This is a genomic window from Enterobacter sp. R-1.6.2 (assembly GCF_035064085.1).
GTDB classification, from domain to species: Bacteria; Pseudomonadota; Gammaproteobacteria; order Enterobacterales; family Enterobacteriaceae; genus Enterobacter; species Enterobacter asburiae_B.
Genome location: NZ_JASEYI010000016.1, coordinates 27,843 through 40,102, shown reverse-complemented (window position 1 = coordinate 40,102; position 12,260 = coordinate 27,843). Strand labels below are relative to the sequence as shown.

Annotated in this window: 14 protein-coding genes; 7 read left to right on the top strand and 7 right to left on the bottom strand. The window is 58.5% G+C overall.

Annotated elements, in window-relative coordinates:
* The first annotated feature begins 80 nt into the window (after window positions 1–80).
* From QMN93_RS17155 to QMN93_RS17140, 4 genes are all read left to right on the top strand, one after another.
* The gene (locus QMN93_RS17155; RefSeq protein ID WP_182382854.1) at window positions 81–1,703 is read left to right on the top strand and encodes an alpha-glucoside-specific PTS transporter subunit IIBC; all 1,623 of its coding nucleotides are present in this window, start codon (window positions 81–83) and stop codon (window positions 1,701–1,703) included.
* Window positions 1,700–3,022 carry a 6-phospho-alpha-glucosidase gene (locus tag QMN93_RS17150; RefSeq protein WP_182382853.1) on the top strand — a complete coding sequence of 441 codons (1,323 nt, stop codon included), beginning with the start codon at window positions 1,700–1,702 and terminating at the stop codon, window positions 3,020–3,022. Before QMN93_RS17155 ends, QMN93_RS17150 begins: the two co-directional genes overlap by 4 nt.
* A 92-nt stretch (window positions 3,023–3,114) precedes the next feature.
* The gene (locus QMN93_RS17145) at window positions 3,115–3,462 is read left to right on the top strand and encodes a YidH family protein (RefSeq protein ID WP_039260367.1); all 348 of its coding nucleotides are present in this window, start codon (window positions 3,115–3,117) and stop codon (window positions 3,460–3,462) included.
* A complete protein-coding gene (locus QMN93_RS17140; protein ID WP_182382852.1) occupies window positions 3,452–3,799 on the top strand; it encodes a DUF202 domain-containing protein in 348 nt (115 codons plus the stop codon). Before QMN93_RS17145 ends, QMN93_RS17140 begins: the two co-directional genes overlap by 11 nt.
* Window positions 3,800–3,833: 34 nt before the next feature.
* On the opposite strand, the gene dsdA is transcribed toward QMN93_RS17140, so the two are convergent.
* Complete coding sequence (gene dsdA, locus QMN93_RS17135) at window positions 3,834–5,120, bottom strand: D-serine ammonia-lyase (protein WP_182382851.1); 1,287 nt, start codon at window positions 5,118–5,120, stop codon at window positions 3,834–3,836.
* Between the two features lie 17 nt (window positions 5,121–5,137).
* Window positions 5,138–6,475 carry a D-serine transporter DsdX gene (gene dsdX, locus QMN93_RS17130; RefSeq protein WP_182382850.1) on the bottom strand — a complete coding sequence of 446 codons (1,338 nt, stop codon included), beginning with the start codon at window positions 6,473–6,475 and terminating at the stop codon, window positions 5,138–5,140.
* A gap of 204 nt (window positions 6,476–6,679) precedes the next feature.
* On the opposite strand from dsdX, the gene dsdC reads away from it, so the two are divergent.
* Window positions 6,680–7,606: a DNA-binding transcriptional regulator DsdC gene (gene dsdC, locus QMN93_RS17125; RefSeq protein WP_069303447.1), complete on the top strand. Its 927-nt coding sequence runs from the start codon at window positions 6,680–6,682 to the stop codon at window positions 7,604–7,606.
* 84 nt (window positions 7,607–7,690) lie between these two features.
* The gene (locus QMN93_RS17120; RefSeq protein WP_182382849.1) at window positions 7,691–8,779 is read left to right on the top strand and encodes a cellulase family glycosylhydrolase; all 1,089 of its coding nucleotides are present in this window, start codon (window positions 7,691–7,693) and stop codon (window positions 8,777–8,779) included.
* On the opposite strand, the gene emrD is transcribed toward QMN93_RS17120, so the two are convergent.
* The 5 genes from emrD to QMN93_RS17095 all read right to left on the bottom strand — a co-directional run bounded on the left by emrD (window position 8,682) and on the right by QMN93_RS17095 (window position 12,072).
* A complete protein-coding gene (gene emrD, locus QMN93_RS17115; protein WP_029741426.1) occupies window positions 8,682–9,866 on the bottom strand; it encodes a multidrug efflux MFS transporter EmrD in 1,185 nt (394 codons plus the stop codon). The genes QMN93_RS17120 and emrD overlap by 98 nt on opposite strands.
* Window positions 9,867–10,041: 175 nt before the next feature.
* Window positions 10,042–10,875, bottom strand: coding sequence for an EamA family transporter (locus tag QMN93_RS17110; RefSeq protein ID WP_045888268.1), 834 nt, complete (start codon window positions 10,873–10,875; stop codon window positions 10,042–10,044).
* A 62-nt stretch (window positions 10,876–10,937) separates the two neighbouring features.
* Window positions 10,938–11,384 (bottom strand): GNAT family N-acetyltransferase, encoded by a 447-nt coding sequence (locus QMN93_RS17105; protein ID WP_033144339.1) that lies wholly within the window; start codon window positions 11,382–11,384, stop codon window positions 10,938–10,940.
* Window positions 11,385–11,448: 64 nt separating this feature from the next.
* Window positions 11,449–11,538, bottom strand: a complete 90-nt coding sequence (gene tisB, locus QMN93_RS17100) for a type I toxin-antitoxin system toxin TisB (RefSeq protein ID WP_023309830.1) — start codon at window positions 11,536–11,538, stop codon at window positions 11,449–11,451.
* Window positions 11,539–11,640: 102 nt separating this feature from the next.
* On the bottom strand, window positions 11,641–12,072 hold the full coding sequence (locus QMN93_RS17095) for a hypothetical protein (RefSeq protein ID WP_193140296.1): 432 nt from the start codon (window positions 12,070–12,072) through the stop codon (window positions 11,641–11,643).
* Between QMN93_RS17095 and ivbL the strand changes: the two genes are divergently transcribed.
* Window positions 12,059–12,157, top strand: coding sequence for an ilvB operon leader peptide IvbL (ivbL, locus tag QMN93_RS17090; protein WP_057979964.1), 99 nt, complete (start codon window positions 12,059–12,061; stop codon window positions 12,155–12,157). The genes QMN93_RS17095 and ivbL overlap by 14 nt on opposite strands.
* Window positions 12,158–12,260: the final 103 nt, after the last annotated feature.

The following is a 12,260-nucleotide window of genomic DNA, read 5'->3' as shown; positions in this document are numbered from 1 at the left end:
TAACTTCTTATGCTCACCTCAGGCCAGCAAAAAACCATAAAGGCCTCTACCCCTACAGGTTGTTTCATGAGGATTTAAAAATGCTCAGTCAAATACAACGTTTTGGCGGTGCCATGTTTACCCCGGTGTTGCTGTTTCCGTTCGCCGGGATCGTGGTGGGAATCGCCATCATGCTTCGCAACCCGCTGTTTGTCGGCGAAGCCTTAACGGCCCCCGATCATCTTTTCGCGCAGATTGTTCACATCATTGAAGAGGGCGGCTGGGCGGTGTTTCGCAATATGCCGCTGATTTTTGCCGTCGGCTTACCGATTGGCCTGGCGAAGCAGGCGCAGGGCCGCGCCTGTCTGGCGGTGCTGATTAGCTTCCTGACCTGGAACTACTTCATTAACGCGATGGGGATGACCTGGGGCCACTTCTTTGGCGTCGATTTCTCCGCCGAACCGACGGCCGGAAGCGGGCTGGCGATGATTGCCGGGATCAAAACGCTCGATACCAGCATCATCGGTGCCATTGTGATCTCAGGCATCGTCACCGCCATCCACAACCGCTATTTCGACAAGCCGCTGCCGGTGTTTCTGGGGATTTTCCAGGGCAGCTCGTTTGTCGTTATCCTCGCGTTCTTCGTCATGATCCCCTGCGCCTGGCTGACGCTGCTGGGCTGGCCGAAAGTGCAGATGGGCATTGAGTCCCTGCAGGCGTTTCTGCGCTCCGCCGGTGCGCTGGGCGTGTGGGTGTATACCTTCCTGGAACGCATTCTGATCCCAACCGGATTGCACCACTTCGTCTACGGTCCGTTCATCTTCGGCCCGGCGGCGGTAGAAGGCGGCATTCAGGTCTACTGGGCGCAGCACCTGCAGGAATTCAGCCAGAGCACCCTGCCGCTGAAAACCCTCTTCCCGGAAGGCGGATTCGCGCTGCACGGCAACTCAAAAGTGTTTGGCTCGGTCGGGATTGCGCTGGCGATCTGGTATACCGCGTCGCCGGAAAACCGCGTCAAGGTGGCGGGGCTGCTGGTGCCTGCCACGCTCACCGCCGTGCTGGTGGGCATTACTGAACCCCTCGAATTCACCTTCCTGTTTATCTCGCCGCTGCTGTTTGCCGTGCACGCGGTGCTGGCGGCGACTATGGCAACGGTGATGTACGCCTTCGGTGTGGTCGGGAACATGGGCGGCGGCCTGCTGGACCAGTTCCTGCCGCAAAACTGGATCCCGATGTTCCATAACCACGCCTCGACGGTATTCACCCAGATTGGCATCGGCATCTGCTTCACCGGAATTTACTTCGTGGTCTTCAAAACGCTGATCGAACGTCTGAACCTGAAAACGCCGGGCCGGGAAGAGAGCGAAATCAAACTCTACAGCAAGGCCGACTATAAGGCGGCGCGGGGGCAAACCACCGCCCCGGCAGCGGCCAGCCAGCAGGTCGGGCAGGCCGCCGGGTTCTTACAGGCGCTCGGCGGCGCGGCTAACGTCGAAAGCATCAACAACTGCGCCACCCGCTTGCGTATTGCGCTGGTGGATATGGCGAACACGCAAAGCGATGACGTCTTCAAAGCCCTCGGCGCCCACGGCGTGGTGCGGCGCGGCAACGGCATTCAGGTGATTGTCGGCCTGCACGTTCCTCAGGTGCGCGACCAGCTGGAATCGCTAATGAAAACCCCTTTAACAAATGAACAAACCACCCTGACAGAGGCTATATCATGAAAAAATTCTCAGTTGTTATTGCAGGCGGCGGCAGCACCTTTACGCCTGGTATCGTCCTGATGCTGTTAGCCAACCGTGACCGTTTCCCGCTGCGCGCGCTGAAGTTCTATGACAACGACGGCGCACGTCAGGAGACCATCGCCGAAGCGTGCAAAATCATCCTCAGGGAGCAGGCGCCGGAGATTGAATTCAGCTACACCACCGATCCTAAAGCGGCGTTTACCGATGTGGATTTTGTGATGGCGCATATCCGCGTGGGCAAATACCCGATGCGTGAAAAAGATGAAAAAATCCCGCTGCGCCACGGCGTGCTGGGCCAGGAAACCTGCGGACCGGGCGGCATCTCCTACGGCATGCGCTCTATCGGCGGCGTGCTGGAGCTGGTGGATTATATGCAGCAGTACTCCCCGAACGCGTGGATGCTGAACTATTCCAACCCGGCGGCGATTGTCGCGGAAGCCACGCGCCGCCTGCGTCCGAACGCCAAAATCCTCAACATCTGCGATATGCCGATCGGCATTGAAGGGCGGATGGCGCAGATTGTCGGCCTGAAGGACCGCAAAGAGATGCGCGTGCGCTACTACGGCCTGAACCACTTCGGCTGGTGGACGTCGATAGAAGATCTGAACGGCAACGATCTAATGCCGAAACTGCGCGAATACGTGGCGAAAAACGGCTACGTGCCGCCTTCGGAAGATGCGCATACCGAAGCGAGCTGGAACGATACCTTTGCTAAAGCCAGAGACGTGCAGGCGCTGGATCCGGATACCATGCCAAACACCTACCTGAAGTATTACCTGTTCCCGGACTACGTGGTCGCGCACTCCAACCCGGAACGCACCCGCGCCAATGAGGTCATGGATCACCGTGAGAAGCACGTGTTCAGCGCCTGCCGGGCGATTATTGAAGCCGGTCACTCCGCCGCCGGTGAGCTGGAAATCGACGAACATGCGTCGTACATCGTCGATCTGGCGACGGCGATTGCCTTCAACACCCAGGAGCGGATGCTGCTGATTGTGCCAAACAACGGGGCCATCCATAACTTTGATGCCGACGCGATGGTGGAGATCCCTTGCCTGGTAGGCCATAACGGCCCAGAGCCGCTTACGGTGGGCGATATTCCACACTTCCAGAAAGGGCTGATGAGCCAGCAGGTGGCGGTGGAAAAACTGGTGGTGGATGCCTGGGAGCAGCGCTCGTACCAGAAACTCTGGCAGGCGATCACCCTGTCGAAAACCGTGCCGAGCGCGTCCGTCGCGAAAGCGATTCTGGATGACCTGATCGAGGCCAATAAGGACTTCTGGCCAGCGCTGCACTAATCGTCCTGACCGGCATCGCCCGATGCCGGTCTCCTTGTCCTTGTCGATTTACGCTATGCTGAAGCCTGCCTGGAGCACGACAAGGAACCCTCATGAAAATTTCCCGCCTCGGCGAAGCGCCGGACTACCGCTTCTCTCTGGCTAATGAACGCACTTTTTTAGCGTGGATCCGTACCGCGCTGGGCTTTCTTGCCGCCGGCGTCGGCCTCGACCAGCTCGCGCCCGATTTCGCCACGCCGCTGATTCGCGAAGTGCTGGCGCTGCTGCTGTGCCTGTGCGCGGGCGTGCTGGCGATTTACGGCTACCTGCGCTGGCTGCGCAATGAGAAGGCGATGCGCCTGAAGCAGGATTTGCCCTATACGCGCGGGCTGCTGATCGTCAGCACGATTCTGCTGACGGTGGCGGGCGTGGTGATGGTGCTGGTGTTCTATGGCGGATAGCCGCAAAGCGCGGCGCGAAGCGGACCCCGGCCTGCAGCCGGAGCGGACGTCGCTGGCCTGGCTGCGTACGCTGCTGGGGTATGGCGCGCTGATTGCCCTGGCGATTAAGCACAACTGGCACCGCACGGGGGTGCCATTCTGGATTTCAATTGTTGCGCTGGTGCTGGTGGCGATCGTTTTATGGCGCTATACCCGCAGCCGTAACCTGATGGACGTGGCGCAGAACGACTTTGTGCAGCCGAAAGCGGTGCGGGATAAGTTCCTGATCGCGCTCGCTGTTCTCTCCCTGTCGCTGCTGTTTGCAGTAACCCATATTCAGCAAATTTTGAGCCTGTAAGCCCGGTGGCGGCTACGCCTTACCGGGCCTACGATTAACGGCCTTTTGCTAAATACTTCGCCATCTCGTCTTCCGGCACCATTCCGCCGCCGGTTGCCCACACCAGGTGGGTAACGTTGGTATGCGAATGAACCCGCACCGGCCCGGCCATCCCCGCCAGCGCCGACGGCTCCAGGCGGATCCCTTCCTCCTGCGCCAGCCAGCCGAGCATGTCGTACATGCTCTGGTCGGAAAGGGTGTAGAACCCGTCGAGCAGGCGTTCCATCGCGCGGCCCACGAAGCCGGAGGCGCGTCCTACCGCCAGCCCGTCCGCCGCCGTCACGTTATCAATGCCCAGATCCTGCACCGCGATCTCATCGTGCAGGCCGCTGTAGACGCCCAGCAGCATGCACGGGGAGTGCGTTGGCTCCGCGAAGAAGCAGTGGACGTTATCGCCAAAGGCCAGCTTCAGGCCAAACGCCACGCCGCCGGGGCCGCCGCCAACGCCGCACGGCAGGTAAACGTACAGAGGATGGTCCGCATCCACCACGCGGCCCTGTTCGGCAAACTGCGCCTTAAGGCGCTCACCTGCAACGGCGTAGCCCAGGAAAAGGGTGCGGGAGTTTTCATCGTCAATGAAGAAACAGTTCGGATCGCTTTCCGCCGCTTTTCGTCCCTGCTCCACCGCCACGCCGTAATCCTGCTCATATTCCACGACGATGACGCCGTGGCTGCGCAGTTTGGCTTTCTTCCACTCGCGGGCGTCGGCGGACATATGCACCGTCACCTTAAAGCCGATGCGTGCGCTCATAATGCCGATGGACATCCCGAGGTTGCCGGTTGAGCCTACCGCAATGCTGTACTGGCTGAAGAAGTCCTTAAAGCGTGGCTCCAGCAGAATGCTGTAGTCGTCGTCGATGCTCAGCAACCCGGCTTCCAGCGCCAGTTTTTCCGCATGGGTCAGCACCTCATAGATGCCGCCGCGCGCTTTAATCGAGCCGGAAATCGGCAGATGGCTGTCTTTTTTCAGCAGCAGCGTGCCGGGAATAGGCTTACCAGATTCTCTCTCCAGCCGCTTTTGCATCGCCGGGATCGCGACCAGCTCGGATTCGATAATCCCGCCCGTTACCGCCGTTTCCGGGAAGGCTTTCGCCAGATACGGCGCGAAGCGGTTGAGGCGCGCGTGCGCGTCGTCCACGTCGGCTTTGGTCAGCCCGACATAGGGCAACCCTTCTGCAAGCGTCGTGGTGCGCGGGTTAAGCCAGGTAGTTTCTTTCAGGGCGATCAGATCCTCAACCAGAGGAAACTGTGCGGTTAAAGTAGTGATAGTTGCGTTTTCCATAATACGTCTCTTCGCGCTCAGATAATGAAGGAAAGCAGGAATGTGCCGCCAAGTGCAAGTACCGAGGCGATAAACGTCGCCGTCGTATAGTATTTGAAGGTCTCATTCAGGGTCGCGCCGCAGTATTGCTTCACCAGCCAGAAGAGGGAATCGGTCACGATCGTGCAGCCAATGGCGCCAGAACCTATGGCAATGGTGATGATCTCCGGGCTCACGTTTGGATAGAGCGGCAGCATCGGCGCGACGATCGCCGTGGCGCCCATCATCGCCACCGTCGCGGAGCCTACGGCGGCATGCAGCACCAGCGCCACCAGCCAGGCGAGCAGGATAGGGTGCATGTGCAGGTTCGAGAGAATATGCGCCAGCGAGTCCGCCAGCCCGCTGGTTTTCAGGATGGCGTTAAACGCGCCGCCCGCGCCGATAATCAGCAAAATGTTGGCGATAGAGCCGAAGCCGTGCTCGGTGTGCGTCAGCATCGTGCCCATGCCCATATGCTGGCGTATCCCCAGCAGGTAGTAGGCGACAAACACGGCGATAAACATGGCGGTGATCGGGTTGCCGATAAACTCCAGCAGCGTATACAGCGTGCCTTCTTTTGCCATATTCAGCTCGGCAATGGTTTTCACCAGCATCAGGGCAATCGGCAGCAGCACCGTGAACAGCGTGGCGCCCAGCGACGGCAGGGTGTGCTCTTCCCGCACCTTCAGGTCTGAAAATTCCGTCGGAACCGGTTTAAACGGCAGACGGTTGCCGAGCAGTTTCAGGAACAGCGGGCCGCCGACCAACGAGGCCATCAGGCCCACCATCAAACCGTAGACAATGACCGTTCCGACGTCCGCGCCTAATTTATTGGTCACAAACAGCGCGGCCGGATGCGGCGGCACCACGCAGTGCACCGCCATCAGCGCGGTACAGAGCGGAATGGCCAGCTTGAGCAGCGACGTGTTGGTCTTTTTGGCGATGGAAAACGCCAGCGGGATCAGCAGTACCACACCCACTTCCACGAACAGCGTGATCCCGCAGATAAGGCCCACCAGCACCATAATCACGTCCGCCGACAGCCAGCGGCAGCGCTGCAACGCGATCCCGATGCGCTCTGCCGCGCCGGAGACTTCCATCATCTTGCCGAGAATGGTGCCCAGACCAATCACCGCCGCCAGGAAGCCCAGCGTACCGCCAATTCCGCTCTCAATGGCATTCACCATATCCAGCGGGCTCATCCCCATCATCGCGCCGACGAAAAAGCTCGCCAGCAGCAGCGCGAGGAACGGGTGAAACTTCAGCTTAACGATGGTTAAAACAATTAACACAATGCTGACCAGCAGCGTTGCCACAACCCAGACCTGAGATCCCATATCTCACCTCACCCTTATGTCATCTGTGGGTATTGGACGAAAAAACGGCGTGGGCTGACAAACGATATAAATTGGCGTTCAGGTGAGCCAGATTGGATCAACTGAGTGACTTCGGTCTAAAAAGCGCACTTAATGCGTATTAGGTTCACATAAATTCACCCTTGAGCGGTATGCTGAGCGCAGAAAACCCGCGTGAGAATTGTGATGACCGATGCGAATGAAGCCAGAAACCGCCTGTTAAACGGCTGGCAGCTGTCGAAAATGTACACCTTTGAAGTGGCCGCCCGGCATGAGTCTTTCGCCCTGGCGGCGGAGGAGCTGTCGCTCAGCCCAAGCGCGGTGAGCCACCGCATCAACCTGCTGGAAGAGGAGCTGGGCATACAGCTGTTCGTCCGCTCGCACCGGAAAGTCGAGCTGACGCAGGAGGGAAAGCGCGTTTACTGGACGCTAAAATCGTCCCTCGATACCCTGAATCAGGAGATCCTGGATATCAAAAACCAGGCGCTCTCCGGCACGCTGACGGTCTACTCCCGCCCGTCGATCGCCCAGTGCTGGCTGGTGCCCATGCTGGGGGACTTTACCCGCCGCTACCCGTCGATTTCACTCACCATCCTGACCGGCAATGATTACGTTAATATGCAGCGAACGGGCGTCGATCTGGCGCTCTATTTCGACGATACGCCGCCAAACCATCTCTCTCATCACTTCCTGATGGACGAGGAGATTTTGCCCGTCTGCTCGCCGCAGTATGCCCGCGAGCATGAGCTGCTGAAAAACCCCGATAACCTTAGCCACTGCACGCTGCTGCACGACCGTCAGGCCTGGAGCAACGATTCCGGTACGGATGAGTGGCTGAGCTGGGCGCAACATTTTGCGGTGAATATGCCGCCATCGTCGGGTATTGGTTTCGATCGTTCCGATTTAGCGATTATTGCGGCCATCAACCACGTCGGCGTCGCGATGGGCAGAAAGCGGCTGGTGCAGAAACGGCTCGAACGGGGCGAGCTTATCGCCCCGTTTGGTGAAAAGACCCTGAAATGCCATCAGCACTACTATATCTCGACGCTCTCTGGCCGACAGTGGCCGAAAATAGACGCCTTTATCGGCTGGCTGAGAGAACTGGCAGGTTGAAGAATTATTACGCTTTCGCTCTACACGAAATGTGAAAAAGCGTGCTAAATACAGGTAATGCTTTCGATTTATCCAGGGTAAACCGTGTTAAAGCCTTTTATTGCCTGTGCGTTACTGATCTCTTCCGGCTGGGCGATTGCCGCTGAGCCGCCGCTGACGGCTGCCCGTTATGCGCAGCAGCTGGGCGTCGGGATGGATGTGGACTGGGCGCGCACCGAGCGCGGCATACGCGAATTCGACCCGCTGGTGGTGCGCGATTTTCGTGCAAAAGGCATTACCCACGTGCGCATTCGCGTCGCCGATGAGCCGACGGAAGCGCGGCTAATTCACCTGCGCAAGCTGGTAGAAGCCTGCGAGCAGTATGGCGTGATCCCGATTATCGCTTATCAGGCTGATGAATATAAAAACGACCCGAAAGCCGATAACGAGAAAGAGACGATTAACTGGTGGATTGCCGTGGCGCACTATTTCGGTCAGAGCTATCCGCTGCTGGGTTTTGATCTCATTTATGAGCCGGCCGACAAGCTTAACCACAACCTCGCGTCGCTAAACCGCGTGTATGAAAAAACCATTAAAGCGATCCACGACATGGACCCGCAGCGCATGATCTTTGTTGCGCCACGCCTGCGCGCCGCGCCGGAGGATTTATCCAGCCTGAAGCTGCCCGCGCACAGCCAAAACTACCTGCTGGCAGAGTGGCATATTTTCCCGTGGGGGCCGCTGAAAAATAGCGGTAAATACCCGTGGACGTCCGGCACGGCGGCGGAGAAAGCGGCTATCCATAATCGCATCACTACCGCGCTACGCTGGCAGCAAAAAACCGGGCACGTGAGCTGGGTCGGGGGCTGGGGCGTGGGAGAGTCAAACCACCTTACGCCAACCGCTTCGCAAATGGCGTTCTCCACCTTTATGGCCTGCGAGCTGCAAAAGGCGAAAATCCCGTATGCGCTGAACGCGGATTTCCAGTTTTACGACGGGGAAGAGGGGGCCTGGCGGCCCGCGCCGGAGCCGTTACTGCAGGCGATGATTGCGCCCGTCTGTGAAAAACCCGGCGAGAAGCCGGGCCATCATGCGGTTAAACCGGCTGCTCGTGATGCGGAACACGCGACGCCAGCGGCAGCCAGCACAGTAAAATCAGCAGCCCCATCAGCGTCATCAGCAGGCCCAAACTAGCCTGCCCGGTCTGCGGCATCATCGCCGAGAGCCAGGCCAGCGCGCCGGAGCCGATATTCTGCAAACCGCCTACCAGCGCGCCAGCCGTGCCAGCGAGGAACGGGAACGGCTCCATCGCGCCGCTGGTCGCCAGCGGGAACAGCATCCCCGCGCCGAAGAAGAACAGCGCTGCCGGGATGAGCAGCGTCCAGACCGTCATCACGCCAAACAGCCCCGGTATCCACATCATCAGACCCGCCAGCAGACAGCTGATCACCGACTGCCACATCAGGGTGGAGAAGCGTTTATTTGGGCGTCCGGCAAACCACGCGCCGAAGAACGCCGCCGGGATCGGCAGAATAAACAGAATACTCACGACCATGCTGCTCAGGCCCAGACCCGCGCCCAGCAGCACGCCGGAACAGGCTTCAAACACCGCAATGCCCGCCAGGCCGCCGATCAGCATCAGCAGGTAGCAGGTAAACGACCCGTTGCCGAACAGCGTTTTATAGCTGGTGATAAGCTTCGTGCGCGGCGCGTCCTGCGGGCGCGTTTCCGGCATCCAGCGCGCCATGCTGAAGGTGACAATCACGCACAGCACCAGCAGGAAGGCGTAGCAGGCGCGCCAGGACCACATCGTGTCCAGCAGGCCGCCAATCAGCGGGGCGAGAAGCGGGCTGACCAGAATACCCATATTCAACAAGCTGTTGGCATGACGGAGCTGGGTGCCCTGATACATATCGCGCGGTAAGGTTCGCGCCATCACCCCACCGACGCCGGTCCCGACGCCCTGCAGGGCGCTGGCGGCAATCAGTACGGTCAGGCTGTGCGTGGTAATGGCAATCACCGTCGCCACCATGAAAATGCTCATGCCCACCAGGATCACCGGGCGACGCCCGACGCGGTCAGACAGCGGGCCGTAGAAGAGCTGCGAAACGCCATAGGTCAGCAGGTAGGCTGCCATCACGCTCTGCACCGCGCCCTCGCGGACGTTCAATTCCTTTGCCATGTCGGCAATCGCCGGAATGTAGATGGTTTGCGCCATCTGCCCGACGGCCACCAGTAACACCAGCATCAACAATAAGTTAACGTTCCTTTGTTTTTTCATGTCGCTGAATACTTTTGCCAAAAGAGAAAAATGAAGAATAAGTGACTGCGCATTCCCATAAATGCGCGAGGAATCTACCACAGAGAGATGACAATTTAAGCATTGTCGTGGTGAATGAAAAAACCGGGAAAGGCAGGATTTGTAAACAAGAACGGCAACTAATGTTGCCAGTGATCTACGCCAGGCGCAGCAGAATGGCTCCGCCGGCAATACCCAGCGCCGCCGCGATGCGCAGGCCCGCAACCTTCTCTTTTAAAAGGACAAACGCGATCAGTGCCCCAAAGAGTATGGAGGTTTCACGCAGCGCCGCGACCACCGCCAGCGGTGCCTGCGTCATGGCCCAAAGCGCCAGACCGTAAGAGCCCATGGTGCCCACCCCGCCGAGTAACCCCTTTTTCCAGTGCAGGCGCAGGTAGCCGGACGCCTCGCGCCGACGCGCCACCATCGCCCAGCTCAGCAGGCAGAAGCCGTTCATAAAGAAGGTCCACAGCGTGTAGCCCAGCGCGGTGTCCGACAGCCGCACGCCGGTGCCGTCCACCAGCGTATACCCGGCAATGAAGCAGGCGTTCAGCAGCGCCAGCCAGATCCCTTTGCGTGACTGCATGCGGCCATGCATCGCCATCGCCAGAATCGAAAGGCAAATTACCCCGATGCCGGACCAGGCGAGCCAGGAGAGACGATCGCCGAGCGCCAGCACGCCGATCAGCGCCACCAGCAGCGGGGCGGTGCCGCGCATCAGGGGATAGGTCTGGCTCATATCGGAGACCTGATAGGTCTTCGCTACCAGCACGGTGTACACCACCTGTAAGGCGCAGGAGACGATCAAAAACGGCCAGCTTGCAGCAGATGGCTGTGGGGAAAACGGCAGTAAGACCAGAGCGATAAGCGTGGCGGATCCGCTGACGCTTATCGCGGAATAGAGCTTGTCCGTTCCGGCCTTAACGATGGCGTTCCAGCTGGCATGCAGCAGCGCGGCGAAGAGCAAAATGCAGAAAACGGTGGTGGTCATGGCGTATCGGGTGATGAATTGTCACTCAACTGTAACATTCACACCCTGATGCTGCCAGCCGGTTACACGGCACAAAAAAGGCGGTGCGTCACCCGCGGTTCGTCCGAGACCAGCGTAAAACCCGCCCGATTATAAAACCCGTAGGCACTGTCCGGCGCGTGGGTATTCAGAAAATCAAACCAGATGCTGGCATCGGCCATCACCACGGTTAAAAGCTGTTTGCCAATGCCCAGCCCGCGGCACTTCTCGCTGACGTAGAGATGGCGAATACGTCCGGCGCGCGGCTGCTGGCTGAACGGATCGCGGTTGAGGCCGCATACGCCGACCAGCTTGCCGTTAAGAAACGCGCCCAGCAGCTTTTCTCCCGGCGCGTTAAAGCGGTTCTCGCCGCGCTGCCAGTTCTCTTCCAGCCTGCGCAGCATGTTGAAATTCAGTGCGATACTTTCAGCCTTCAGGGCGATATACCCCGGTTCATCCGGTGTGACGGGCTCAATTAACAGACGCGACATAGCATTCCCTCGTTATTAAAGAGGGGCGGTTGCCCGCCCCTCTCAGGTGCGACTTGAACCTGAATTACCGAAGGAATTTCAGGACAGCATCAAGCAGTTGCAGTACTGCAACAATGAGTTTGAGGATAAGTATCACCATATCCACTACGCTCATACGCGTCTCCTTTTGGTTAAAAGGAGCACGATGCTGGCGTACCTTTCCGCCGCCTGTTGCCAGCACCTGGATTGACGTAACACAGTGTGCTCACTTCAGGGGTTAAGGCACTGACGGCACCACCCGTTTCAGCCAAGACTTCGTTGCGCCGGTAAAACTGCGGCCCCCTCGCTCACTGCGAACACCCTCAGTATAGATAAATACTGTATGCATGAACAGTATTTTTTGGACAAAATCAGGAAGGCGATCCATACTCAAAAACGTCAAAATCCGTGCCGGAATTGCGCGTTCGTCTTCGATCGCGTATACTTTTTGCGTTGACGTAACACAGTGTGTTCTGCGGCGACCAACCGCAAACCCTGATAAAAACCTCGCTCCGGCGGGGTTTTTTGTTTTCATCCCCCAACAAACGAAACGTGATCCCTGACGCATTTTTGCGCAGATGAAAATATTTCCATTGTCACGCCCGAAAACCTGTGTTTGTATAAATTCCATCAATGATTCCAAACACAGGTCCCCAATGACTTCATCCATCTTCACTTCGACCCTACTAAAAACTGCGCAACCAGCCGCAGTGGTCGTCGTGCGTGTGGTGGTGGTCGTCGGCAATGCGCCGTAGGGACTGGATCAACACACGAATCCAAAACCCCGCCGGCGCAAACCGGGCGGGGTTTTTCGTTTAGGACCCTCCCCGGAACGTCGGCCCAGAAGAAAAGGACTGG

Coding starts and splice junctions, on each gene's coding strand:
- QMN93_RS17155 (WP_182382854.1), top strand. CDS start 81: ATGCTCAGTCAAATACAACGTTTTGGCGGTGCCATGTTTACCCCGGTG.
- QMN93_RS17095 (WP_193140296.1), bottom strand. CDS start 12,072: ATGGATGAAGTCATTGGGGACCTGTGTTTGGAATCATTGATGGAATTT.
- dsdA (WP_182382851.1), bottom strand. CDS start 5,120: ATGGAAAACGCAACTATCACTACTTTAACCGCACAGTTTCCTCTGGTT.
- QMN93_RS17110 (WP_045888268.1), bottom strand. CDS start 10,875: ATGACCACCACCGTTTTCTGCATTTTGCTCTTCGCCGCGCTGCTGCAT.
- QMN93_RS17145 (WP_039260367.1), top strand. CDS start 3,115: ATGAAAATTTCCCGCCTCGGCGAAGCGCCGGACTACCGCTTCTCTCTG.
- ivbL (WP_057979964.1), top strand. CDS start 12,059: ATGACTTCATCCATCTTCACTTCGACCCTACTAAAAACTGCGCAACCA.
- dsdX (WP_182382850.1), bottom strand. CDS start 6,475: ATGGGATCTCAGGTCTGGGTTGTGGCAACGCTGCTGGTCAGCATTGTG.
- emrD (WP_029741426.1), bottom strand. CDS start 9,866: ATGAAAAAACAAAGGAACGTTAACTTATTGTTGATGCTGGTGTTACTG.
- QMN93_RS17140 (WP_182382852.1), top strand. CDS start 3,452: ATGGCGGATAGCCGCAAAGCGCGGCGCGAAGCGGACCCCGGCCTGCAG.
- QMN93_RS17105 (WP_033144339.1), bottom strand. CDS start 11,384: ATGTCGCGTCTGTTAATTGAGCCCGTCACACCGGATGAACCGGGGTAT.
- QMN93_RS17150 (WP_182382853.1), top strand. CDS start 1,700: ATGAAAAAATTCTCAGTTGTTATTGCAGGCGGCGGCAGCACCTTTACG.
- dsdC (WP_069303447.1), top strand. CDS start 6,680: ATGACCGATGCGAATGAAGCCAGAAACCGCCTGTTAAACGGCTGGCAG.
- tisB (WP_023309830.1), bottom strand. CDS start 11,538: ATGAGCGTAGTGGATATGGTGATACTTATCCTCAAACTCATTGTTGCA.